We start from the raw sequence: 24,218 nt of genomic DNA, 5'->3' as shown, positions 1-24,218 counted from the left end.
TCAGCCTAGACCCCTAACAGCGCCATGTAACAGCTTAAAGATAGCGATTTACCAGATTTTCCAGCGCTTCCTGACGGCCCGAGGCGGGCTGCGGGTTCAGCGCATCGGCTTTGACCTGCGCGTTGATCGACTCCAGATCGCTGCTCAGCAGGCCTTGGCCGCGTTCAGAGCCCCAACCGGCATAGCGCGCGTCACGCGCCGCTTCGAGCTTGCCATCCTCCAGCATCGCGGCGGCGGCTTTCAGGCCCTTGGCACAGACATCCATCGCACCGACATGGGCCAAAATCAGATCCTCGGCGTCCAGCGACTGGCGGCGCAGTTTGGCGTCAAAGTTGGTGCCGCCGGTGGTGAAACCGCCCGCTTTCAGCACTTCGTAATAGGCAAGCGCGACTTCGGGGACGGAATTGGGGAATTGGTCGGTGTCCCAGCCTGACTGGTAGTCGTTGCGGTTCATGTCGATCGACCCGAAAATCCCAAGCGCCGAGGCCATCGCCAGTTCGTGTTCGAACGAATGCCCGGCAAGAATGGCGTGACCCTGTTCGATGTTCACCTTCACCTCGTTCTCAAGCCCATAGTCCTTGAGGAAGCCATAGACGGTGGCTACGTCGTAATCGTACTGGTGTTTGGTCGGTTCCTGCGGTTTAGGCTCGATCAGGATTGCGCCTTTGAAGCCGATCTTGCGGGCGTATTCGACCGACATCTGCAAGAAACGCCCCGCCTGTTCGCGTTCGCGTTTCAGGTCGGTGTTCAGCAGCGTTTCATAGCCTTCGCGCCCGCCCCACAGCACATAGTTCTCGCCGCCGAGCTTATGGGTGACGTCGATACATTCCTTCACCGTCGCGGCGGCATAGGCAAAAATATCGGGGTCGGGGTTTGTGGCGGCACCCGACATATAGCGGCGGTTCGAAAACAGGTTGGCCGTGCCCCAAAGCAGCTTGGTGCCCGTCTGCTCCATCTTCTCGCCAAAGTAATCGGTGATCTCGTGCAGCCGCGCGGTGCTTTCGGCAAAGGTATCGCCCTCGGGGCGGACATCGGCGTCGTGGAAGCAGAAATACGGCTGACCGAGGATCTTGAACATATCAAACGCGGTGTCAGCCTTGGCGCGGGCGGCGTCCATCGTGGTGTCGAACCACGGGCGCAGGAAGGTCTGGCCGCCAAAAGGGTCGCCGCCTTCCCATGCGAAACTATGCCAATAGGCGACGGCAAAGCGCAGATGCTCTGCCATGGTCTTGCCCATCAGCATCTCGTCGGGATTATAGCTGCGATAGGCGAAATCATGGTCCGCTTGCGGGTCGTAAGAGATCGTCGGGATGCCGTCGAAAAAGCTGGTCATGGGGATGGTCCTTCTTGTCTTAGCGCAAATGTTTTACGGCGCTATACGTGTCTGAATATCGGGCGTGGGCCTCCGAAAAGGCATCTACTAGGGCCGGAACAGGCTCTATCACGCGGGAAATGGGGGGTGGCACGGCGATCTCGGCCCCGGCACCGGTGGCGGCCATACGACCCAAGCGCGCAGCCCCAAGGGCACCGCCAAAGTCACCCGCGGCGGGCAGCTGGATCGGCATGTTCAGCGAGGTGGCGATGGCCGACAGCCAGTAATCGGATCGCGACCCGCCACCGACGGCAATCAGGCTGTCGATGTGGGTGCCGGTGTGCCGCATCGCGTCGAAACTGTCGCGCAGGGCGTGGGTGACCCCTTCCAGCACCGCGCGGGTCATGGCGGCGCGGTCGGTGTTATGGGCCAGATGCAGGAAACCGCCCCGGATATTGGCGTCGTTATGGGGCGTCCGCTCTCCGCCCAGATAGGGCATAAAGATCGTGCGGCCGGGGGCCTGCAACGCGCCCAGATCAGAGGTAAGCGTCCGCGCGTCCTCGTTCAAAACACTGGCCAGCCAATTCAGCGAATCCGTGGCCGAGAGGATCACCCCCATCTGGTGCCACAGGTCCGGCAGCGCGTGGCAAAAGCTGTGCAGCGCGCTTTCAGGTGCCGCAGCATAGCCCGGCGTTGCGGCAAACAGCACGCCCGAGGTGCCAAGTGAGACAAACGCCTGACCCGGTTTCACCACACCCATCCCGATGGCCGAGGCGGCATTATCGCCACCGCCCCCCGCAACGGGGATCCCCGCAGGTAGGCCCAGTTGCGCAGCGATAGAGCCGCTTAGGTGCCCTGACACCTGCGATCCTTCGACCAGTGATGGCATCTGCGCCCGCGTCAGGCCAGACCGTTCCAGCAAAGCGTCGGACCAGTCGCGCGCGCCGGTATCCAACCAGCTTGTGCCTGCGGCATCGGACATCTCTGAAACGGCTTCGCCGGTCAGCCAGAAGCGCAGCGCGTCCTTCGGCAGTAGCACCTTGTCGATCCGCGCGAAAATATCGGGTTCATGGTCGCGCACCCATTCCACTTTGGGCGCGGTGAAACCGGGGAATACGATGTTGCCCGTGACCGCGCGCCAGAGGGGATCAGCATCCATCGCGGCGGCTTGCGCTGCGGCGCGGGTGTCGTTCCACAGCATACAGGGGCGCAGCGGCGTGCCCGCACCATCCAACAGGGTCGCGCCATGCATATGCCCGCTGAGCCCGATACCTTGCACGGCGGCCAGATCAACCCCCAGCCCTGCAATCGCATCGGCGCAGGCGGTGAACCAATCGCGCGGGTCCTGTTCGACCCAGCCATCGTGGGGGCGCGACACCTGCAAGGGCACCACGCTTTCCGCGATGATGTTTTCGGCGTCGTCCACCAGCAGGGCCTTCAGCCCAGAGGTGCCCAGATCAAGCCCCAGAAACATGGTTTTCCCCTTTGTCAGCGCCTATGCGGCGTCGCGCGCCTTGCCCATGATGATCATGCTTAGGATGTCATCCTCGGTCACGTCGCCGACCTTTTCGGTGCCGATCAGCGCGCCGTTTTTCATCACCGACACACGGTCGCACAGCTCCAGCATCTCGCGGGTGTCGTGGCTGATCAGGAAGATGCCAAGCCCTTGGGCCTTCAGCTCTTTGATCAGATCGGCAACCATCTTGCTTTCATGCACCCCAAGGGCGGCGGTTGGTTCGTCCATGATCAGGATCTTGGCGTTGAAATAGACCGCGCGGGCAATCGCAACCGATTGCCGCTGACCGCCCGAAAGCGCTGAAACAGGCTCGCTTATCTTCTTAAAATTGGGGTTGAGACGCGCCATGATCTTGCGGGTCTCTGCCTCCATCCGCGCATCATCCACGAGGCCGAGTTTATTGGTCAGTTCGCGCCCCAGAAACAGGTTGCTGGGCGCATCAAGGTTATCGGCCAGCGCCAGTGTCTGGTAGATGGTTTCGATGTTGTGGCGGCGGGCGTCACGGGGCGAATGGATGCTGGCTTTCTTGCCCTCGATCCAGATTTCGCCCTCGTCCATCTGATAGGCTCCAGCGAGGATCTTGATCAGCGTGGATTTCCCCGCGCCATTGTGCCCCAACAGGCCGACGACCTCGCCCGGATACAGGTCCAGCGTAACGTTATCGACGGCACGCACCCCCCCGAAGGACAGCGAGATATTCTTGAGCTCTACAAGCGGTGTCATGATTTCCCTCCCATACGGCGGCGATAGACGATGTCGATCCAGACGGCGAAGACAAGAACCGCACCGACGACGATGTTTTGCAGCGGTGCGTCAACGCCCACCATAGCCATGCCCGATTGCAGCGATTGCATGATCAAGGCACCCAGAATAGCCCCGTGGATCGTTCCTATACCGCCTGCCAGAGCCGTGCCGCCAATGACAGCCGCCGCGATGACACGCAGTTCGTCCAAAGTGCCGATGTCGTTCGAGTGGTTGGTCAAACGGGCAGAGGCAACAACCGCGGACAGCGCCACCAAGGCCCCCATCAGGGCAAAAACCTTGACCGTCAGCAGACGGGTGTTGATGCCCGACAGCTCTGCCGCGTCGGGGTTGCCGCCCGTGGCAAAGATATAGCGCCCCAGCCGCGTGCGTTTGGCCATCACGGTCATGCCAATCGCCAGCGCGATCAGCAGCAACACCGAATAGGGGATGCCGTAAGACGCGGTATAGCCTTCGGGCATCACATCGCCACGGGCCTTGAACTCGCGCATCAGACGCGCGGTCGGAACCTCGTAGGCGTTCAGGATCGCGACAAAGCCCAGAATGCCCACGGCGATGATCAGACCGACCAGCACCTCGGCCCAAACCGGTTTCACGTGAAACCCGTGGTTGACCTTGTTGCGGCGTGACGACCACAGCGCCCAAAGCGCCAGAACCACGGCGATCAGCCCGACGACCCAAGACCACGTCTCGCCCAAGGTTCCGTTGATTCCGCCGAACTTGCGGAAGGTTTCATCCAGTGGCCCGATGGTTTGACCGTCGGTCATATACCACGCCACGTTGCGCCAGATCAGCAGGCCGCCAAGGGTCACGATAAAGGCAGGGATCGTGAGGAACCCGATCAGCCAGCCCTGAAACGCGCCGATGATGGTGCCGAACAGCAGGCCGACGACGATGGCGATCCAGGGGATCATCGGATGCCCCAGCCCCATGCCCAGCATACGCGGCAGGATATCGGTCTGGGTCATCGCCATCGCGGCAGAGCAGGTGGCCAGCATCGCGCCGACCGACAGGTCGATGTGACGGGTCACGATCACAAAGACCATACCGGTCGCCATAATGGCAACGCTGACCGTCTGGATCGTGAGGTTGAAAATATTGCGCGGCGTCAGAAAGCGCCCGTCGGTCAGCACGTTGAACACGAGGCAGACCAGAATGAACGCACCGATCATCCCTAACAGACGGGTATCGATTTCGAGCTGGCTAAGAAAAGAGCGCTTGGGCGCTGTCGGCGACGGATGTACATCTGCCCCGGTTTCGGTGGTCGTATCTGTCATGTGATTGGCTTCCGGATTGGGTCGCAATGTCAATCAGCGGGGCCGCAAAGCGCGGCAGCCGGGCTGAAGCAAACGGGTGGCACACCCCGCATCAGGGGCGGGGTGTGCGTTTTGGTCTTAGTTACAGGCCGCGACGTCTGTCACGCCTTGGCACAGGGCTTCTTTCGAAATCCAGCCGGCGTCCAGAACCGCGTTCAGGTTGTCGATGGTGACCGGCACGGGGGCTAGAAACTTGGCCGACAGGGCTGTGCCCGCAGGGGATGTCCATTCCTGCGCGCCGTCCACGTCTGCCATCTCGGTGCCGCCGGCAAGGGCAACAGCGATTTCGGCGGCGTTCTTGCCCAGATCGCGGGCGTCTTTCCAGACGCTGACGGTCTGCGTGCCCTTGGCAACACGGTTCAGCGCGGCGTGGTCGCCGTCCTGGCCGGACACGGGCGTGCCTTCCATGCCTTGCGCGGTCAGCGCGGCAACGGCGCCGCCTGCTGTCCCGTCGTTAGAGGCAACAACCGCATCAACGTTATTGTCTTGCGCGGTCAGGATCTGCTCCATGTTGCGCTGCGCGTTGGCGGGCAGCCAGCCGTCGGTATAGGCTTCGGCAACGATGGTGATATCGCCCGCATCAATCGCGGATTGCAGCACTTCTTGCTGGCCGCCGCGCAGGAAGTCGGCGTTCGGATCGGTGGGCGAGCCCTTGATCATCACATAGTTGCCCTTTGGCATCGCTTCCAGCACGGCACGCGCTTGCATACGGCCCACCTCGACGTTGTCGAAGGTCAGGTAAAAGGCGCGGGGGTCCTCGATCAGGCGGTCATAGCCCACAACCGGAATACCTTCGTCCGCGGCTGCGGTGATTGCGGGGCCGATGGCCTGGCTGTCTTGGGCAAGGATGATCAGCGCATCAACGCCTTGGGCGATCAGGCTTTCCACATCCGACAGTTGCTTGGCCGACGACGATTGCGCATCGGCACTGACATATTTCGCACCGGCAGCGTCCAGCGCGGCCTTGATCGCGGCCTCGTCTGTTTTCCAGCGCTCTTCTTGGAAGTTCGACCAGCTCACGCCGACGGTGATATCCTCGGCTGCTGCGGTCTGAGTGAAGCCAGCAGTGGCGACGGCCGCTGCCATAAAGAGTTTACGCATTTCTTTCCTCCCAGATGAAATGATCCGATGTCCTTGGTGGCATCGGTGACGTCGTAGTATGAGGTTGCGCACTTTAATTCAGTTGTCAAAATAAATTTTACATTATGACACAAAGAATTTGACACAGATTGGCAAAACACGGCTTATTTCCTGTGGGAGACAGAGGGATTAACCTGTTGCAGGGGAATTTCAAAATACATCGGGAGGATAAAGTTTGGCGAGCGAACTAATTCGCGACCTTGGGTCGGAGGGGTCAAAACTTGTGTCTTCAGGCTGTGGCCCGCTGCTGGCCTTGCCGCAGGATGATACACGCCCGCTGCGCCAACAGGTGTTTGAACAGGTCCGCGCGAACGGGCAGATGCCGCGCATGGATGTGGCGCGCAAGCTCAATATCAGCCCCGGGTCGGTGACCACCATCACCTCTGATCTAATCGCGCGCGGTCTGTTGCAAGAGGTAGAGGACAGCCAGCGCGGCCCCAGCCGTGGCCGTCCGCCCATTGCCCTGCGGGTCGCCCCGCAAAGCCGTTTCGTCGTGGGCATGAAGCTGTCGGACGAACGCCATACCGCGGTATTGCTGGACCTTGCGGGCACGATCATCGCCGAGGCCCATGTCGCCAGTGCGTCGCTGCGTCAGTCTACCGAGGATATGTTGACCGAAGTCAGTTCCCTCATGGACAGGCTGTTGCAGAAATCGGGACGCGTGATGTCCGACATCAGCGCCGTGGGAATCGGCTTGCCCGGGCTGGTGGATGCGAGCCTCGGGATCGTGAAATGGTCGCCGGTGATGCTGGACACGGACATGCCGCTGCGCGATCTGCTGTCGAAAACGCTGGGGCTGCCTGTGTCCTTGGACAACGACACCAACCTGTTGACGCTCGCAGAACTGTGGTTCGGGGCCGGTCGGGGGATTTCGAATTTTGCCGTGGTGACCATTGAACGCGGCGTCGGCATGGGGCTGGTGCTGAACAACCGACTGTTCCGCGGCGCCCTTGGCCCGGGGATGGAGCTGGGCCACACCAAGGTGCAGTTGGACGGGGCCCTGTGCCGTTGCGGGCAGCGCGGCTGTCTTGAGGCCTATGTCGCCGATTACGCCATTATCCGCGAGGCAGGCACAGCATTTGAACGCGATCCGCGCGCCGAAAGCTCTGCCGTGTCGATGATCGAAACCCTGTATGACGAAGCGAACGCAGGCAACGAGGCCGCGCTGGCGATCTTTAACCGCGCCGGACGGTTCCTGAGCGTCGGGCTTGCCAATATCGTGCAGTTGTTTGACCCCGAACGGATCATTCTCAGCGGCGAACGGATGCGCTATGACTATCTGAACGTTGACGATGTGTTAAGCGAGATGAACTCTATGATCCTCCCCGCAGGCCGCGCGCCGACCCCTGTCGATATCCACGCTTGGGGCGGGTCCGTCTGGGCGAAAGGGGCCGCTGCATTGGCTCTGTCCGATGTGACCGACGCCCTGCTGGGGGAGAATGCTGCGTGATCCATCGTTTGATGGCGGCAGCCTGTGTTTTTGCCTCTGCTGCCCATGCCGATCCGTTGTTTCAGGACATCAGCGCGGGCCTGCCGGACCACCATTATACCGGCGGGTGGGAACATTTTGTCGGCGGCGGTGTGTCGGCGTTTGACTGTTCGGGCGACGGGCTGCCCGATCTGGTGGCCGCAGGTGGCACTGCACCGCTTTTGCTGCTCAAAAACGTCTCTGACACGGGGAAAATCGCCTTTGAACGAGCTGTGATCGACCCCGAGATTACGGGGGCCACCGGGGCCTATCCTGTCGATATGAACGGCGACGGGCTGCTTGATCTATATGTCATGCGCGTCGGGCCGGACCGCGTACTTCAGGGCGGCGCGGATTGCCAGTTCACCGATGTGACAGAGGCATGGGGCATCCCGCAAACCGATCAATGGACCACCGCCTTCACCGCCTGGTGGGAGGATGGCGCATCCTTTCCCACGCTTGCTGTCGGCCATTATGTTGACCGCGCCAATCCCGACGGGCCGTTTGGTGCTTGTGATAGCAACACGCTGCTCGCGCCCAAGGGCGGCACCTCGCCCCGATATACCGCGCAAGAGCTGTCGCCGGGGTATTGCGCCCTGTCGATGCTTGCCGCAGAGGATGCGCGTGGGCTCAAATCGCTGCGAATCTCCAATGATAGACACTATTATGTCTCCGGCGGGGCCGAGCAGATGTGGGACATCGCCGAACAGCGGTTCCTGACCGAAGCGGATGGCTGGGCCAAAGTTTCGCTTTGGGGGATGGGGATCGCCAGCCGTGACCTGACGGGCGACCAACGGGACGAGCTGATGCTCACCTCTATGGGGGACCAGCTGATGCAGGTGGCGCAAGCGGACGGGAGTTATCGCGGCGCGCCCTATGACATCGGCACCTATGCGCAGCGCCCCTATGTGCCCGGCGATGGCCGCCCGTCTACCGGATGGCACGCCAGTTTCGCCGATGTGAACAACGATGGCCGCGCCGATCTGTTTATCGCCAAGGGCAATGTCGACCAGATGCCCGGCATGGCGATGCGCGATCCGAATAATCTGTTGATCCAAGGGGCCGATGGCCGCTTTACCGAGGTTGGCGACACCTCAGGTGTGGCCGATATCGCGCGGTCACGGGGGGCGGCACTGGCGGATTTTGATGGCGACGGGCTGTTGGATCTTGCCGTGGTGAACCGGCGCGCGCCGATGCGTATGTATCGCAATGTGACGCCCGAGGCAGGCCGCTTTGTGCGCATCGCGGTGCGGGGCGCGGGCGGCAATCGCTTTGCCGTGGGCGCGCGGGTGATCGTGACGGTGGGCGACGCCGTGCAAAGCCAGCAAGTCACCATCGGCGGCGGTCATGCGGGGGCGGTGCTGGCACCGCTGCATTTCGGCATCGGCGATGCGGCAGAAGCAACGGTGCAGGTCCGCTGGCCCGATGGCACGCAAAGCGACCCCATGCGCGTGACGGCAGGCGATCAGATCACGGTGACGCAGCCCGATTGATCAGGGCGCACCGCCCACGGCCAGCCCGCTTGGCACCGTGTCAGGGATACCCAAGCGCCCCGACAGCGCCTGCGGGTCATCCAGACTGCGCAAGAAAGACACTAACGCGGCGATATCACCCGGATTCAGCCCTTTGGGCGTGCGGATCATCGCGGCTTGGGTGATGGCATCGCGGGCGGCGGGGTCATCCATCTCGCGCCAGTCATCCCCGTCCAGCGGCGGCAGGCGGACCCCGTTTCTGTCAGCCGCGCCGGGGGCAAAGCGTTTCGCCGCACGGGCCGGATCCATATGATCGCGCAAGAACTTCTCTATCTGGCTGTGCCCGCCCGCATGCCCCCAAGGGCCGGTCTGCATCACATTGCGCAGGGACGGCGTGCGGAAGGCATAGGCATCGGCCCCATTGCCGGTCACCCCCATGCGCCCCGTATCGCGGGTATGGGTTTCAAACACGGCCGCCTTGCCGGGGCCAAGCTGCGGTGCCCCCATCGCATGAAAACTATGGTCAGTCTGGAACGCCCCCGCGTGGCAGGTGCTACAGCCCGCAGCGCCATAAAACAGCGCCATGCCCTGTTGCGCATCGGCGTCCAACGGGGCTGACGGATCGCGCAGATAGGCATCAAAGGCAGAGCTGTCTGACCGCCATTCATGGGCCACAAACACGGCAATAGCGTTTGAAATATCGGTAAATCCGATGTCGTCAGGGCTGTTGATGTGATCATAGACCGATTGGAACCGCTGCGCATAGTCGGGCAAACCCGCCACCCGTCGCGCCAGAATATCCCACGCCCCATCCTGCGCCGTGATCAGACCCTGACGCACGGCTTTGGCCACGTCATTCTCCATGTTCTGGCCGGCCATCTCGTCGGGGCTGAGCACCGGAAACATGGTTTGGGCCGAGAGCAAAGACGCAAAACCGTCAAGCATATCGTCGTCCAGCGGCGTGCGGAAACCCGAGGGCATCTCGGCGTCAACCTCGATCCGGCCATCGTGGAACAGCACGGTGAATTCCTTTGCGCCCAGATTGAACAACGCGGGCGAATTGCGCGGGATGCGGTGGGGCGGCATGTTGTCGGGATCCCCGCGTCGTTCCAGCCCCAGCCCGACCCCACCTTCGCCCAGACCTAGCGACACGCCATCGCTGGTGGCAAAATCAGGGTGGTGACAGGTGGCGCAGGCGATATTGCGGTTGCCCGACAGGATCGGATCGTAAAACAGCAACTGCCCGAGGATCGCCTCGTCCAGATCGACGGGCGCAAAGCTGGCCGGATCAACGGGGTCGGGCAGCGGACCCGCGGCGCCAGGAAACGGCGCAAGACAAAGGGCGAAAGCGGTGACAAGGGCGGTCTTCATCCTCGTAGTTTTGCGGAAAAATCGCTTCGGTACAAGCGTTTGACGCGGGGCGAGCCGCAATCAAGACATGCCGAAAACCGCACAGACAAACGCAGGGGGGAAAAATTTCTTTTGCGCGCGTCAAAACCGCTTTAGGGTCTGAAACAAGGCCGGAAACATCGGTCAAATCAACGGTTGGAGACCACGAATGGGCAAAAGAGATGAATGGATCGCGAAATATGCCGACGATCTGCAAACAAAATGCGGCATGACGCCAGATATGGACCTGCTGACGAAAGTGACCATCGGCTGCGGTCCGTCGATCTATAACGCTGACGCGCAGACCATCGCCGCGTCGCAGGAAAGCGAGCTTGAGCTGGTCAAGAACAACTTCCTCATCAAAAAGCTTGGTCTCTCGGATAGCCCCGAGCTGATGGACGGTATCCACAAAGCCGTAGAGACCTACGGCAAATCCGAGCGGAACAAATACCGCGCGGTGGTCTATTATATGCTGACCAAACACTTCGGCAAAGAATCCGTTTACGCGTAAATCTGTCCCTGTCGAACTGAAAACGCCCGCTTGGTTCAGCGGGCGTTTTTATGTCCAAAGTGTGTGCCTAAATCGTGTAGTAGGCTCTAGGGTTTGGTGTTTCCAAGGGCGCAGATCGCGCTCCATTGCTCTGATGTGACAGGCTGGACAGACAGACGCGGGCTTTTGACCAGCGGCATATCATCGAACCGGCCATCGGCCTTGATATCGTCCAGCGTCACCGGTTTTTCAAACGGGCGCACGGCTTTGATATCGACACATTCCCAGCGTGCATCCTCGGTCGAGCGATCGGGATGCGCGGCGGCGCAGACCTCGACAATGCCGACAATCGCGCGCTCGCCTTGCGAATGGTAGAAGAACCCCAGATCGCCAACCGCCATCTCGCGCATGAAGTTGCGCGCCTGATAGTTGCGCACGCCGTCCCATTCCTCGCCCGCGTCCCCCTTGGCGACCTGATCCGGCCAGCCCCAGGTCGAGGGTTCGGATTTGAACAGCCAGTAGGCCATTACCCGATCACCCGGTTCCACGGGATCAGCTGCACATCGGCGAACAACCCGGCCTTGGCATAGGGGTCATTGTCGGCCCAATCCTGAGCCGCGGCTTTGTCGGCGACATCCAGAATGACCAAAGACCCGATCATATCGCCGGCATCATCCAGCAGCGGACCGGCCTGGGCAACGACGCCAGTGGATTTCAGATACTCCACATGGGCGGGGCGGTTTTCCTGACGCACGGAAAGCGCGCCAGCTTTGTCTTTGGCAATAAGGGCAACCAGCATGTTATTCTTCCTTTAAAGGGCGGGTCAAAAGCGCTTTCATCGCGCTTGCTACATCTAAGCGGTTCTCGACCAGACCTGCAACGGCGGCGGTGATCGGCAGATCCAGCCCGTTGTCATGGGCCAGCGCATCGACCGCCCGCGCGGTGGCGGCACCTTCGACGGTGGTGGCGCTGTCAAAGGGCTCCCCCCGGCCGAGGGCCAGCCCCAGCCGGTAGTTCCGCGATTGGGTCGAGGTGCAGGTCAGCGTCAGATCGCCAAAACCGGACAGGCCCGCCAAGGTCACCGGATCCGCGTGGTGATGCGCGGCGAGCCGCTGCATTTCGGCAAAGCCACGGGTCATCACCGCAGCCCGCGCGCTTTCGCCCAGACCCGCCCCGATCGCCGCACCGCAAGCGATGGCCACAACGTTTTTCAGCGCGCCCCCCAATTCCGCACCCACGGTATCAGAGGTGCGGTAAAGACGCAGGTTTGCCGTTGTTAGGCTCTGTTGTAGGGTCGCGCAGGTGGTTTTATCGGCGCAGGCGATGGTCAGCGCCGTGGGAAGCCCCCGCGCAATATCCGCGGCAAAGCTTGGCCCCGTGAGGATCGCTGCGGTCGCATGGGGCAGCACCTCGCGGATCACGGCGACAGGGCCAAGGCCGGTGTTTAGCTCGATCCCCTTGCAACAGGCGACGATGGTCTTGCCGTCCAATGCGGCAGCGTGATCGCGCAGAAACCCGCGCAGTTTTTGCATCGGAACAGCGGCGAGCAATGTCTGCGCCTTGGCGGCCTCTGCCAGATCCTCGGTCACGAACAGGCCCTCGGGCAGTGGGCAACCGGGCAGGCGAGCGGTGTTTTCGCGGCTTTGCCCCATGCCCTGCGCATCCCGCGCCCATAGCGTCACCGCGCCCTTACCCGCCAAAGAGATCGCCAACGCAGTGCCAAAGGCACCGGCTCCCAGAACGGCAATGCTCATGCTTTCGCTCCTTTTTTGCCGCTGCCCAACATGGCGGGCTGGCTTGTGTCCAGCGGCCAACGCGGGCGAGCCGACAGGGTCAGATCATCGGGCGCGCGCAGATGGCTTTGCTCAATCGCGGCAAAGGCTATCATCGCGGCATTATCGGTGCACAGCGACAGCGGCGGCGCGATAAAGGCGCAGTCTACTTCGGCGGCAACAGTCTCTAATCCGCGGCCTATTGCCTTGTTCGCGGCCACACCACCCGCAACACAAAGGCTGCGCACAGCAGGTGCGTGATCCAAATATTTCCGCAAGGCGCGGCGGGTCTTTTCGGCCAGTACATCGGTAACGGCAGCCTGGAAACCGGCAGCCAGATCGGCCTGATCCTGAACGCTCAACCCGCCTTTTTCGTCGATCACCTTGTCCCGCGTGCGCAGCACCGCCGTTTTCAACCCCGAAAAGGACATGTCGCAATCGGGTCGGTCCAGCAGCGGGCGCGGCAGGGCAAAACGCTTCGGATCGCCCGCCTTGGCGGCTTGCTCAATCGCGGGGCCCCCCGGTTGTGGCAAAGAGATCAGGCGCGCCACCTTGTCAAAAGCCTCGCCGGGGGCGTCGTCGATGGTGCCGCCCAAGCGCTCAAACCGGTCCGGCCCATGCACCAGCAGGAACTGGCAATGCCCGCCGGACACCAGCAACATCAGATAGGGATAGGGCACATCATCGGTCAGCCGTGGCGTCAGGGCGTGGCCCGCCAGATGGTTCACGCCATACATCGGCTTGCCCGTCGCGGCCGACAGCCCCTTGGCGCACATCACCCCCGACAGCACGCCCCCGATCAGACCCGGTCCCGCGGTCACGGCGAAACCGTCAACATCCGCCAAGGTCAGCGTCGCCTCGGCCAGCGCCTTTTCGACGCAAAGGTCCAGCTTTTCTGCGTGGGCGCGGGCTGCGATCTCGGGGACGACACCGCCGAAAGATGCGTGAAGCTCGGTCTGCCCCACAACAACGGAGGACAGTACTTGGGCGCGTTGCCCCGGCAGCTGACGCACCAGCGCGGCGGCGGTATCATCGCAGCTGCTTTCCAATCCAAGAAGTAACATGGCTGTTTCCGTTGCAAGGGTGACAGGGGCCAAGTAACACCTTGGGGCAGGTGGAACAATCCTTGGGGCCCAAGCGTCAGATGACAAAACCAGCGTTGATCCTGACCCGCCCTGCGCCCGCCTGCGCGGCGTTTGCGGCCAGCCTGCCGGATGCGCTGCTGTCGCGGGTGCGGTTGGTGACCAGCCCGCTACTGCACATTCTACCGACCGCCGCGCCTGTTGATCTGGGCGGTATCGGCGGGGTGATCTTTACCTCGGCCAATGGGGTGGCGCATGGCCCGAAGGGGGGCACCCTGCCGGCCTATTGTGTGGGCGAGGCGACGGCGCAGGCGGCTGCGGCCAAGGGCTGGCAGGTCGCGTTTCACGCCCCCGATGCGGCACGTTTGCTGCCGATGATCATGGCACATCGCCCCGCAACGCCCTTGCTGCATCTGCGCGGCACGCACCAGCGCGGGGATATTGCCGAACGGTTAACGCAGGGCGGTCTGCCGACACGCGCTGTGGTGCTTTATGACCAGCAGGCGCTGCCCCTGACGCGCGACGCCCAAGCCGCGCTGGCAGATGGCCCGTCGATCGTGCCGCTGTTTTCTCCGCGCACCGCCGCCCAATTCGCTGATCAGGCACATGACTTGCAACGGTCCACCATCATCGCCCTGAGCCCCGCAGTGGCCGAGGCGCTGGACCGCACAGTGGTTCAGCAGATACTCATCGCCCCTGAACCAACCGCCACGTCACTGCGTTTTACGCTTGAAACTGCGGTGGATTGGAACAGGTTAGCTTGAAGGTCGACCTAGATGCCGTCTAAGGTTGTGCAATACGTCTGATATCAGGTCAGAATCGGAAAGGTTTTTAAGCGTGGCGAAAGCGAAAACACCCAGCTCAGGTGACGACACCCCGAAGACATCTTCGACATCAAGGGCGTCTGCTGCCGCCGCCAAGCCGAAGACCACAGCCAAGAAAACCGGATCGTCAACGGCGACAAAACCGGCTGGGACAACGGCGAAGCCATCAACGGCCAAGCCCAAGCCTGCGGCCAAGACATCTGCTGCGAGCGCGGCGAGCGCTGATAAAACCGCGACAGGTAAAGCCAGCGATGACAAAGCGACCGTCAAACCGGAAAGCGTGAAAGCCACCGACACAGCATCGACCGCCGCGAAAGCAAGCGACGCCAAAGAGGCAACGACACCCACCGTGAAAACGGGGGGCAGTGATACGGCGGCCAAGGCTGCTTCGCCCGCGGCCTCCGCCACCGCCGCGACGTCCGCCAAACCCGAGACGAAGCCAACCGAGACAAAATCCGACGCAAAGCCTGACGCGAAGGATGCGAAGTCGGACACGGCCTCTGATAAACCGACCACGCCCGCGTCAAAGCCCGCAACGTCAACCGCATCGACCACATCAGCGAAACCGGCCGCGCCGACCAAGACGCCGCCCCCCGTCACGCCTGTGGCAGAGCCTGAAAAGCGCGGTAGTGTCTTTTGGCCGATGCTATTCGGCGGCATCATCGCGGGCGGGATCGGTTTCGCTGTTGCGGAATATGATCTGCTGGAACAAGCAGGCCTGCGCCCTGCGGACACCTCGCAATCTAACCTGACCGACACGATCGCCGCGCAAGAAGCACGGATCAAGGCGCTGGAAGAGACAGACCCGGCCCCCGCGCCCACCGATGACGCCGCCCTGCAAGAGGTTCAGGCGCTGGTGGCCGAGCTGGCCACCCGTGTGGATGATCTGGGCAACCGCCCCGCGACAGAGGCACCGGCCCCCGTCGATACGTCAGCCTTTGAAGAGGAACTGGCGGCGCTGCAATCCTCGGTCGAGACACAGCGCGACGAGATTCAACGTCTGCTCGACAATGCGCTCAGCGTAGAGGAAGCGACCGCGCAAGCCGCACAGGCCGCGACGTTGCAATCCGCCTTGGGCCGGATCGTATCTGCCGTCACAACCGGCCAGCCCTTCGAGGCAGAGATCGCCGATCTGCAAGCCAATGGTATTCAGGATGTCCCGCCGGCCCTTGCTGATACGGCGGCGACGGGCGTTGTCACCGCTGCCAATCTTCAGGACCGTTTCCCCGATGCGTCACGGGCATCGCTTGCAGCGGCGCGTGCGGCCTCGCCCGAGGTGGACGGGGGCGGCATTGGCGGCTTCTTCAAGCAGCAGTTGGGTGCGCGGTCGGTTGCGCCGCGTGACGGGGATGACCCCGACGCGATCCTGTCTCGCGCCGAAGCCGCAATGCGCGACGGGCGTCTGGCCGATGCGCTGGCAGAGGTGAAAGCCCTGCCGCCCGAAGCCCAAGAGCCCCTGTCCGAATGGCTCTCTGATGCGCAAGCGCGTCACGACGCTCAAGACGCCGTACAGACATTGACACAACGCCTGACGGCGAACTGAGGAACCTGATTTATGCTTTGGTCACTGATTAAGATCGTTGTGTTCGTTGCGGTGATTGCCGCCATCACCTGGGGCGCATCGTTCTTGCTGGAAAGCTCGGGCGGGTTGCAGGTCACCGTGATGGGCACCGAATACAGCTTTGGCCCGCTGCAATCCGTCATCGCCGTGGTCCTGTTGGTTGTCGCGGTCTGGATCATGCTCAAGATCTTTGCGCTGCTGGTTGCGGTCTGGCATTTCTTGAACGGCGACGAAACCGCGCTGTCGCGCTATTTTGACCGCAACCGCGAACGCAAAGGCTACGAGGCGCTCTCCGAAGGGCTTATGGCGCTGGCCAGCGGCGAAGGGCGTCTGGCGATGGCCAAAGCCGCAAAGGCGGATAAATACCTTGAACGTCCCGACCTGACCAATCTGCTGATCGCGCAGGCTGCGGAAATGGCGGGCGACCGTCGCAAGGCAGAAGAGACCTATCGCAAGCTGGTCACCAACGAACGCACCCGTTTTGTCGGTGTGCGCGGGATCATGAAACAGAAGCTGGCCGAAGGCGATACGGAAACCGCGCTGAAGCTGGCCGAGAAAGCTTTTGCCATCAAACCGAAACATGCCGAAACCGGTGATGTGCTGCTGAAACTGCAGGCCGAGAAAGAAGATTGGGCCGGTGCGCGCCAAACGCTGAACACCAAGCTCAAGAACGGCCAGATGCCGCGTGATGTGCATAAACGTCGCGATGCCGTGCTCGCCCTGTCCGAGGCGAAAGACGTCATTGCCGAAGGCAACAGCATCGAAGCCCGCGAGGCCGCGATCGAGGCGAACCGCCTGTCCCCCGATCTGATCCCCGCAGCCGTGATGGCGGCGCATGGTTATATCGATCAGGGCAAACCGAAATATGCGGCCCGCGTGCTGAAAAAAGCGTGGGACGTGCAGCCGCACCCCGATCTGGCCGGTGCCTTCGCCGCGATCCAGCCGGACGAGACCCCGAAAGAGCGGCTCAAGCGGTTTACCACGCTGACCCGCGTGCAGCCGGACCACCCCGAGACCAAGATGCTGCTGGCAGAGCTGAACATCGCCGCCGAAGATTTCCCGCAAGCGCGCCGGTCCTTGGGGGATCTGGTCGAAACCGACCCGACCGCGCGTTCGGTCACCTTGATGGCGGCCATCGAACGCGGCGAGGGGGCTTCGGATACCATCGTCAAAGGCTGGCTGGCACGGGCGCTGACCGTATCGCGCGGCCCTCAGTGGATTTGTGACAACTGCCAACATATCCACGCGAGCTGGAAGCCGATCTGCGAAAACTGCCACAGCTTCGATACGCTGGCGTGGAAAACCCCGCCCCTGTCCGAAGTCGCCATGCCCGGCGGTGTGCAGATGCTGCCGCTGATCGTCGGCGCGCTAGAGGATAACTCGGGCGCGGATGCCAAGCCGCCTGTCGCCACCCGCGCCGATATCGAGGATGCAGAGCTGATCGACGACACCCCCGCAGGCACCGTCGATCCGGTTGAAAAACCAGCGACCCAGCCCGAGAAATAGCGCAGGGCCCAAAGGTGAACGAAAACAAAGGCCGGCACGTATTGTGTCGGCCTTTTGCGTTGCAGCTTATGTCTAACCGGCCTTTTGGTGTCTTATCGGATGACGGGGCTGCCGCAGGGGCGTATGTCTGTGGCACGACTATTGCAAAGGATATCCCCCATGCCCGCTGATGATTTTGTATTCCCCCCGGCACCTCAGGCCAGTCTGGCTGTGCAGGGCACCGACGCCCGTTTTCCCATGCGCCGCATCTTCTGCGTGGGTCGCAACTACGAGGCGCACGCCCGCGAGATGGGCAAAGATCCGACGCGTGAGGCGCCGTTCTTTTTCACCAAACCCGCCGATGCGGTGCTGGATACGCCTTGCATCATCCCCTATCCGCCCCAGACAGAAGATCTGCACCACGAGATCGAGCTGGTGATCGCCATCGGCAAAGGCGGGCGCAACATCGCGGAAGCTGACGTGATGGATCACGTCTGGGGGGCTTCGGTCGGGATCGACCTGACCCGCCGTGACCTGCAGGCAGAGGCGAAGAAAGCCGGTCGGCCATGGGATTGGGGCAAGGCCTTTGACAACTCCGCCCCGATTGCCGCGCTGAAACCCATCGCCGACGTCCCGTCTGTGGAACAGGGGCGCATCTGGCTTGCCGTGAACGGTGAGGTGCGGCAGGACGCCGATCTGGCCGATCTGATCTGGTCGGTGCGCGAACACGTGGCGATCTTGTCGCAATCTATGGCGCTGGCCCCGGGGGATATCATCATGACGGGCACTCCAGCCGGTGTCGCAGCCCTTGTGGAAGGGGATGTCGTGACCGGCGGCGTTGACGGGATCGCGACGCTTGAGGTGACAATAGGCCCCCGCGCCTGAGCCCCAGCATCGCCCCGCGACAAAAGCGCCCGTTGAAATCACGGGGGCACCCCCTAGGTTACAAGATGATTGATACATATGGGAAATCGCAATGAAACATATCTATAGCGCTCTACTGGCCACTGTGATCGCGGTTCCGGCCCTGGCAGACAGCCATAGCATGGGTGACGCAGACGCCGGCGAAAAGCAGTTCGGCAAATGCAAAGCCTGCCACATGATCGTGGACGACGCAGGCGAGACGATCCAGCGGGGCGGCAAGGTCGGTCCGAACCTTTACGGTATCATCGGCAAGCAGGCCGGCACCGTCGAAGACTATCGCTATGGCGATGATCTGGTCGCCGCCGGTGAAGCCGGTCTGGTCTGGGACGAAGCCAATATGGCCGAATACCTGCAGAACCCCACCGATTTCCTGCGCACCACACTGGATGACAAGAAAGCCCGTTCGAAAATGTCGTTCAGAATGCGTAAAGGCGGCGAAGATGTAGCGGCCTATCTCGCGACGTTCTCTCCCGAAGCCGAGGCCGCAGCAGACGCGCCCATGGCTGACGATGCAGAGGCCGAGAAAACCGAATAAGCGGCTCTAACCAGCCGGATTGGCCCGCGTTTCCAGAGGGGAGCGCGGGCTTTTTTATGAGTTTAGCTGTTCAGATCAGACCAGCAGGGCAGCAGATCGCCCGCCGCCGGTGTCGCGTGATAGGCTGCCCGCGCAATCGCCCGCGCCAGACACAGTGACGCGGCATGGCCGATCAGCGGCAGAATGCTCTCGGCAACCTCATGCGCGCCGGTGCTAAGGCCAAAGACCAGATCACCGTCATAGGGGGTGTGCGCAGGCACCGTAGCCCGCCCGATCCCGTCATGGGCCGCAACGGACATCCGCTGGCATTGCGCCTTTGTCAGGGTCGCATCCGTGGCGACAATCGCGATCGTCGTATTCTCGCGCGGGGACATCGACGCCATCTTGCGGCTTTCCATCGTCATCCCCAGCCCCGTCGCCGGGTCCGGGCCCATGCCGCCGAACTCTGCATCCACCTCGAAGGGGGCGGCGTAGAAGTGACGGTCACTCGGCGTGGTGACAGCACCCACCGGATTGGCCGCGACCAATGCGCCGACCATTGTTCCATCGGGCAGGTGCAGTGACGCGGACCCCAGCCCGCCTTTCACCATCGCGCTCAGCGCGCCGGTGCCCGCGCCGATGGTGCCAAGCGTGAAATCCTCAGCCGCGGCATCATAGGCGGCACGGCCCAAGGCGCGGTAGGGGTTCTCTGCCCAGGTCTTGTCACCGCCGTTCAGCAGGTCGAACAGGATCGCCCCCGGCACCAGCGGGATCGTTGCGTCGCCCAGCCGGAACCCGCGCCCCGCCGCGCGCAGCCCGTCCACCACGCCCGAACAGGCATCCAGCCCATAGGCCGACCCGCCCGACAGCACCAGCGCATCCACCGCGGCGACCGATTTATCGGGGGCGAGCAAATCCGTCTCGCGCGTGCCGGGAGCACCGCCCATCACATGGACAGAGGCGGTAAAGGGGTCATCCGCCAGCAGCACCGTCGTGCCGGATTTCAGCGCATCGTCCTGCGCGTTTCCCACCCGAAGGCCGGGCACATCGGTGATCAGGTTTCTGGGTCCGGATTTCATAGGGCAGGGCCTTTGGTTGGTGCGGGACGCTCCGCGGGGAGTTTATTTGGCAAAATGAAGCAGGGCATCACAGATCCGGCAAACGGGGCGCGGCGGCGAGGAGCTTTTGTGTGTAAGGGTGTTGGGGGTGATCAAAGACGTCGACGGTGGCGCCTTGTTCAACGATCTGCCCCGATTTCATGACCAGCACCCGATCCGTGACCGTGCGCACCACCGACAGATCATGGGAGATAAAGAGGTAGGTCAGGTCATAGGCGCTGCAAAGCTCTGCCAGCAGATCAAGGATCTGCGCCCGAACCGAGACGTCGAGCGCGCTCACCGCCTCGTCAAAGAGGATGAGGTCGGGGCGGATGATCAGGGCGCGGGCGATGGCAATGCGCTGGCGCTGCCCACCCGAGAATTCGTGGATGTATTTGGTCGCATCGTCCGGCGACAGCCCCACGGCGGTCAGCGCATCGGCGATGGCATCGCTGCGGGCGCGGCCCTTGGGCGGGTCGGGCAGCAGGTGGAACGGTTCGGTGATCAGCCGGTCCACGCGGTGGCGCGGGTTGAAGCTGCCGAAGGGATCCTGGAACACCACCTGCATTTTGCGCCGCACGGCAAGATCGGGTTTGCTGCCGCTATAGACCGCGGTGCCGTCGAGTGTGATGTTGCCCGATTGAACCGGTTCCAGACCCAAAAGCGCCCGTGTCAGGGTCGATTTCCCGCAGCCGCTTTCACCCACGAGGCCAAGGCGTTCCCCCCGTTGCAGGGTGAAGGACACGTTATCGACGGCGCGGAAACGCCCCGGTTTGCCGAACAGCGTCTTGCGTGGCAGCACGTAGTCGCGGCTCACGTTTTCCACCTTCAGCAGTGGTTGCGGAGGCGGGGCGGCAGGCAGGGCGACCGCATGGGTCGAGGCGGCAAACAGCATCCGCGTATAGGGGTGGCGCATGGTGTGCAGCAGGGTGTGTGTGTGCCCCTGTTCGACGATCTCTCCCTTGCGCATGACGATGATGCGGTCGGCCATATCGGCGACCACCGCCAGATCATGGGTGATCATCAGCAGCCCCATCTCGTCGTCACGCGCCAGCGATTTCAGCAGATCAAGGATCTGCGCCTGGGTCGTGACATCCAGCGCGGTGGTCGGTTCATCGGCGATCAGCAAGCGCGGCCGCAGCGCAATGGCCATCGCGATCACCACCCGTTGGCGTTGACCGCCCGACAGCTCGTGCGGGTAGCGGGACAGGGGAAAGCGGTCATTTGGCAGGCCGACCCGTTCAAGCGTCTCGGCGGCTTGGCGGGCTGCGGCGTGACGTGACACGGTTTTGTCGTGGATCCGGATGGTTTCCGCCACTTGATGGCCGATGGTTTGCACCGGGTTCAGCGCCGTCATCGGTTCCTGAAACACCATGCCGATGTCATTGCCGCGAATCGCGCAAAGCTCGGCTTCGGGCAGGGCCAGCAGGTCTTGATCCCCCAGCATGATATGACCGCGCGCCTGCGTCCCCTTGGGCAGCAGCTGCATCGCCGCCAGCGCGGTCATGGATTTGCCCGAGCCGCTTTCGCCGGTGACGGCCACGATCTCTCCGGCGTCGACAGAGAGGGTTACGTCCTGCAGGATATCGAACCGGTGGATCGCCACCGACAGGTTGGTGATGCTAAGCAAGCTCATATCCGGCGCACCCGCAACCGCGGGTCCAGCGCATCGCGCAGCCCGTCGCCCATCAGGTTCAGCCCCAGCACCGTCAGGATGATCGCGAACCCCGGCACCAGCGCCATATGCGGTGCGATGCTGACCATGGTCTGCGCATCTGCCAGCATCCGGCCCCAGGATGGCGTCGGCGGCTGCGCGCCCAGCCCGACATAGGACAGCCCTGCCTCGGCCAGAATGCCGAGGCTGAACTGGATCGTCCCCTGCACGATCAACAGATTGGTCACATTGGGCAGGATATGTTCGACCGAGATCCGCGCCGCCGATTTACCAGCGACCCGCGCGGCGAGGATGAACTCACGCTCCCACAGGCTGAGCGCGGCCCCGCGGGAGATACGCGCAAAGACGGGAATGTTGAAGATGCCGATGGCGATGATCGCGTTCACCGCGCTGGCCCCGAAGATCGCCGTGATCAGGATCGCGATCACCAGTGAAGGGAAGGCAAAGACCAGATCGTTGCCGCGCATGATGATCTCGTCCACCAGCGACCCGCGTTTGGCTGCCGCCCACAGACCAAGCGGCACGCCAAGGCCCATGCCGATACCCACCGCCACCAGCGCCACGGCGATAGAGGTGCGCGCGCCGACCATGATCATGCTCAGGATGTCGCGGCCAAAGTGATCGGTGCCCAGCAGATGCGCACCGCCGACCCCTTGCAGCTTGTTCGGGATATCCATTGCCGTATGGGAAAACGGCGTCCAGACAAAGGACACAAGCGCGGACAGCACAAAGACCGAGGTCAGCAGCGCGCCAAGGATCAGGTTCCGGTTCATGCGCGCGCCCTCAGACGCGGGTCAACCGCCGCATAGGCCAGATCCACAAGGAAGTTCACCACAATGACCGAGAAGACCAGCAGCATGACCACGGATTCCACCACGATCAGATCCCGCGCCGAAATGGATTGAAACACCAGCCGTCCAAGCCCTGGCAGATAGAACACCTGTTCGATGATGATCGACCCCGCCAGCAGGAAGGAAAATTGCAGCCCGATGATCGTCAGCACAGGGATCAGCGCATTGCGTAACCCGTGCCGCCACAGCGCTTGTCTTTCGGTCAGCCCTTTGGCGCGGGCGCTGCGCATATAGTCTTCGCCCAAGACATCCAGCAGCGCCGACCGCATGACCCGCGCCAGAATGGCCGCCTGGGGCAGGGCCAGCGCAATGGCGGGCAGGGTCAGGGCGTGCAGCCCCGTCAGCACACCCTGATCCCAGCCGACAAAACCGCCGGCGGCGAACCAGCGCAGGTTGATGGCGAATATCAGCACAAGGATCATCGCGAACCAGAAGTTGGGCACCGCGACCCCCAGTTGTGTGGCCCCCATGACCCCCATATCACCGGCTTTGCCACGCCGTGCCGCCGCATAGATCCCCGCGGGAAAGGCGATCAGCGTGGACAGCCCAAGCGCGTACAGCGCCAGCGGCAGGGACACCCAAAGCCGCGCGGCGATCATCTCGGACACGGGGGTGCGGTAGGTATAGGAGGTGCCGAAATCCCCTTGCAGCAGCCCGCCGACCCAAGCCAGATAGCGCGCCGGTTTCGATGCATCGAGCCCAAGTTCGTTGCGAAGCGCAGCAAGCGTCTCAGGCTGCGCGTTCATCCCCAACATAAAAGAGGCCGGGTCACCGGGGGCAACTTCGATAACGGTAAAGATCACCAGCGACGCAACAGCCAGGCTGATACAGAGCGAAAGCAAACGTTTGAGCGTGTACCGGATCATGGGGCCGAAGGTAGGCGCGCAATCCAACAGCGTCCAGCGCAGAAAAACCTTTTTAAGGCGAACGGCTTACCCGTCGCTCTCTTTTTGGTGAAGCGATTAGTTTTGGGGCAGGGGAACCAATTCGCGCTGCACGGGGTTGGGTATGCAGAAACGAGAATTTAGGAGCTTAACGATGACCAACACATTTAAGACACTCGCTATTGCCGCCCTTATGGGTACCGTATCCGCACCAGCATTTGCTGCCGCACATGCTGACACCTCGATGACCTGCGCCGAGTTCAACGAACTGTCGAAAGACGATCAGATGATGGTGGCTTCCGCTGCGATCGCAGAGATCGACGATGGTGACAACGGTGGCTCAATGGGCGACTCTGGCCGTGACACCGGCGATGCAACCACCACTACAACAGTGACAGCTGCTGAAGCAACTAACGACGAAGCTGAAGAAGGTTCGCTGGAAGGTGATCTGAAAGCTGTTGAAGACACAGGTGGTAACACTGCTGAATCCAACATGACGGCAGAGCCTATGGACGAAGCCGCGATGGAGCAGTTCATGGTTGTATGTAACCAGAACCTTGACGCCACAGTTGGTGAGGCCGCTGCCGGTCTGCCAGGCGACAAATAAGACTTAACCCTTCAGGGTTTTGCGGGCGGGTGCAGAAATGCGCCCGCCTTTTTTGTGCGATACAGTGTAGAATACAG

24 protein-coding genes are annotated in these 24,218 nt (G+C 62.3%); 9 read left to right on the top strand and 15 right to left on the bottom strand.

The features are described from left to right. Positions 1–34: 34 nt before the first annotated feature. The 5 genes from xylA to xylF form a co-directional block, all read right to left on the bottom strand. The gene (gene xylA, locus AB1495_RS05915) at positions 35–1,333 is read right to left on the bottom strand and encodes a xylose isomerase (RefSeq protein WP_074636635.1); all 1,299 of its coding nucleotides are present in this window, start codon (positions 1,331–1,333) and stop codon (positions 35–37) included. A gap of 19 nt (positions 1,334–1,352) precedes the next feature. Continuing rightward, entirely contained in the window at positions 1,353–2,786 is a 1,434-nt protein-coding gene (gene xylB / locus AB1495_RS05910) for a xylulokinase (protein WP_074636633.1), read from the bottom strand. 21 nt (positions 2,787–2,807) lie between these two features. Next, positions 2,808–3,551 (bottom strand): ATP-binding cassette domain-containing protein, encoded by a 744-nt coding sequence (locus AB1495_RS05905; protein WP_074636631.1) that lies wholly within the window; start codon positions 3,549–3,551, stop codon positions 2,808–2,810. After that, on the bottom strand, positions 3,548–4,867 hold the full coding sequence (locus AB1495_RS05900; RefSeq protein ID WP_005850703.1) for a sugar ABC transporter permease: 1,320 nt from the start codon (positions 4,865–4,867) through the stop codon (positions 3,548–3,550). The genes AB1495_RS05905 and AB1495_RS05900 overlap by 4 nt, the downstream gene beginning before the upstream one ends. Before the next feature lie 117 nt (positions 4,868–4,984). After that, positions 4,985–6,007, bottom strand: coding sequence for a D-xylose ABC transporter substrate-binding protein (xylF, locus tag AB1495_RS05895; protein ID WP_037942471.1), 1,023 nt, complete (start codon positions 6,005–6,007; stop codon positions 4,985–4,987). A 262-nt stretch (positions 6,008–6,269) separates the two neighbouring features. Here xylF and AB1495_RS05890 point away from each other — a divergent pair, with 262 nt between their 5' ends. Both AB1495_RS05890 and AB1495_RS05885 read left to right on the top strand, forming a co-directional pair. Further along, positions 6,270–7,496: an ROK family protein gene (locus tag AB1495_RS05890; RefSeq protein ID WP_009825683.1), complete on the top strand. Its 1,227-nt coding sequence runs from the start codon at positions 6,270–6,272 to the stop codon at positions 7,494–7,496. An 11-nt stretch (positions 7,497–7,507) separates the two neighbouring features. After that, the gene (locus tag AB1495_RS05885) at positions 7,508–9,007 is read left to right on the top strand and encodes a CRTAC1 family protein (protein WP_074636630.1); all 1,500 of its coding nucleotides are present in this window, start codon (positions 7,508–7,510) and stop codon (positions 9,005–9,007) included. On the opposite strand, the gene AB1495_RS05880 is transcribed toward AB1495_RS05885, so the two are convergent. Beyond that, a complete protein-coding gene (locus AB1495_RS05880) occupies positions 9,008–10,357 on the bottom strand; it encodes a cytochrome-c peroxidase (RefSeq protein ID WP_074636628.1) in 1,350 nt (449 codons plus the stop codon). 187 nt (positions 10,358–10,544) lie between these two features. Between AB1495_RS05880 and AB1495_RS05875 the strand changes: the two genes are divergently transcribed. Next, positions 10,545–10,886, top strand: a complete 342-nt coding sequence (locus AB1495_RS05875) for a DUF2853 family protein (protein ID WP_005850691.1) — start codon at positions 10,545–10,547, stop codon at positions 10,884–10,886. 86 nt (positions 10,887–10,972) lie between these two features. Here the strand turns inward: AB1495_RS05875 and AB1495_RS05870 are convergent, their stop codons facing one another. The 4 genes from AB1495_RS05870 to tsaD are packed head-to-tail and all read right to left on the bottom strand — an operon-like array spanning position 10,973 to position 13,701. Further along, on the bottom strand, positions 10,973–11,392 hold the full coding sequence (locus AB1495_RS05870) for an EVE domain-containing protein (protein ID WP_074636626.1): 420 nt from the start codon (positions 11,390–11,392) through the stop codon (positions 10,973–10,975). Continuing rightward, a complete protein-coding gene (locus tag AB1495_RS05865; RefSeq protein WP_005850688.1) occupies positions 11,392–11,664 on the bottom strand; it encodes a YciI family protein in 273 nt (90 codons plus the stop codon). The genes AB1495_RS05870 and AB1495_RS05865 overlap by 1 nt, the downstream gene beginning before the upstream one ends. 1 nt (position 11,665) lies before the next feature. Further along, complete coding sequence (locus AB1495_RS05860) at positions 11,666–12,619, bottom strand: NAD(P)H-dependent glycerol-3-phosphate dehydrogenase (RefSeq protein ID WP_074636624.1); 954 nt, start codon at positions 12,617–12,619, stop codon at positions 11,666–11,668. After that, a complete protein-coding gene (gene tsaD, locus AB1495_RS05855) occupies positions 12,616–13,701 on the bottom strand; it encodes a tRNA (adenosine(37)-N6)-threonylcarbamoyltransferase complex transferase subunit TsaD (protein WP_074636623.1) in 1,086 nt (361 codons plus the stop codon). Before tsaD ends, AB1495_RS05860 begins: the two co-directional genes overlap by 4 nt. Before the next feature lie 80 nt (positions 13,702–13,781). Here tsaD and AB1495_RS05850 point away from each other — a divergent pair, with 80 nt between their 5' ends. Next, the gene (locus AB1495_RS05850; RefSeq protein WP_244268964.1) at positions 13,782–14,483 is read left to right on the top strand and encodes a uroporphyrinogen-III synthase; all 702 of its coding nucleotides are present in this window, start codon (positions 13,782–13,784) and stop codon (positions 14,481–14,483) included. Here AB1495_RS05850 and AB1495_RS05845 read toward each other — a convergent pair. Then, entirely contained in the window at positions 14,475–15,206 is a 732-nt protein-coding gene (locus AB1495_RS05845; protein WP_244268962.1) for a hypothetical protein, read from the bottom strand. The genes AB1495_RS05850 and AB1495_RS05845 overlap by 9 nt on opposite strands. Between AB1495_RS05845 and AB1495_RS05840 the strand changes: the two genes are divergently transcribed. The 4 genes from AB1495_RS05840 to AB1495_RS05825 all read left to right on the top strand — a co-directional run bounded on the left by AB1495_RS05840 (position 15,187) and on the right by AB1495_RS05825 (position 19,048). Then, entirely contained in the window at positions 15,187–16,086 is a 900-nt protein-coding gene (locus AB1495_RS05840) for a COG4223 family protein (RefSeq protein WP_074636618.1), read from the top strand. The genes AB1495_RS05845 and AB1495_RS05840 overlap by 20 nt on opposite strands. A 12-nt stretch (positions 16,087–16,098) precedes the next feature. Then, the gene (locus AB1495_RS05835) at positions 16,099–17,610 is read left to right on the top strand and encodes a heme biosynthesis protein HemY (protein ID WP_074636617.1); all 1,512 of its coding nucleotides are present in this window, start codon (positions 16,099–16,101) and stop codon (positions 17,608–17,610) included. A gap of 159 nt (positions 17,611–17,769) precedes the next feature. Continuing rightward, the gene (locus tag AB1495_RS05830) at positions 17,770–18,474 is read left to right on the top strand and encodes a fumarylacetoacetate hydrolase family protein (protein WP_074636615.1); all 705 of its coding nucleotides are present in this window, start codon (positions 17,770–17,772) and stop codon (positions 18,472–18,474) included. A 91-nt stretch (positions 18,475–18,565) separates the two neighbouring features. After that, positions 18,566–19,048 (top strand): cytochrome c family protein, encoded by a 483-nt coding sequence (locus AB1495_RS05825; RefSeq protein ID WP_074636613.1) that lies wholly within the window; start codon positions 18,566–18,568, stop codon positions 19,046–19,048. A gap of 62 nt (positions 19,049–19,110) precedes the next feature. On the opposite strand, the gene AB1495_RS05820 is transcribed toward AB1495_RS05825, so the two are convergent. The 4 genes from AB1495_RS05820 to AB1495_RS05805 form a co-directional block, all read right to left on the bottom strand. Further along, positions 19,111–20,106 carry a P1 family peptidase gene (locus tag AB1495_RS05820; RefSeq protein ID WP_074636612.1) on the bottom strand — a complete coding sequence of 332 codons (996 nt, stop codon included), beginning with the start codon at positions 20,104–20,106 and terminating at the stop codon, positions 19,111–19,113. A 67-nt stretch (positions 20,107–20,173) separates the two neighbouring features. Further along, positions 20,174–21,760 carry an ABC transporter ATP-binding protein gene (locus AB1495_RS05815; RefSeq protein WP_074636610.1) on the bottom strand — a complete coding sequence of 529 codons (1,587 nt, stop codon included), beginning with the start codon at positions 21,758–21,760 and terminating at the stop codon, positions 20,174–20,176. Continuing rightward, the gene (locus AB1495_RS05810) at positions 21,757–22,572 is read right to left on the bottom strand and encodes an ABC transporter permease (protein WP_074636608.1); all 816 of its coding nucleotides are present in this window, start codon (positions 22,570–22,572) and stop codon (positions 21,757–21,759) included. The genes AB1495_RS05815 and AB1495_RS05810 overlap by 4 nt, the downstream gene beginning before the upstream one ends. After that, complete coding sequence (locus AB1495_RS05805; RefSeq protein WP_074636762.1) at positions 22,569–23,516, bottom strand: ABC transporter permease; 948 nt, start codon at positions 23,514–23,516, stop codon at positions 22,569–22,571. The genes AB1495_RS05810 and AB1495_RS05805 overlap by 4 nt, the downstream gene beginning before the upstream one ends. 172 nt (positions 23,517–23,688) lie before the next feature. On the opposite strand from AB1495_RS05805, the gene AB1495_RS05800 reads away from it, so the two are divergent. After that, on the top strand, positions 23,689–24,141 hold the full coding sequence (locus tag AB1495_RS05800; RefSeq protein ID WP_083350893.1) for a hypothetical protein: 453 nt from the start codon (positions 23,689–23,691) through the stop codon (positions 24,139–24,141). Positions 24,142–24,218 lie beyond the last annotated feature (77 nt).

It is taken from the genome of Sulfitobacter pontiacus (assembly GCF_040790665.1).
Classification (GTDB): domain Bacteria; phylum Pseudomonadota; class Alphaproteobacteria; order Rhodobacterales; family Rhodobacteraceae; genus Sulfitobacter; species Sulfitobacter pontiacus.
Note: the sequence above shows the minus strand (reverse complement) of the source record. Positions and strands in the feature narration are given on the sequence as shown.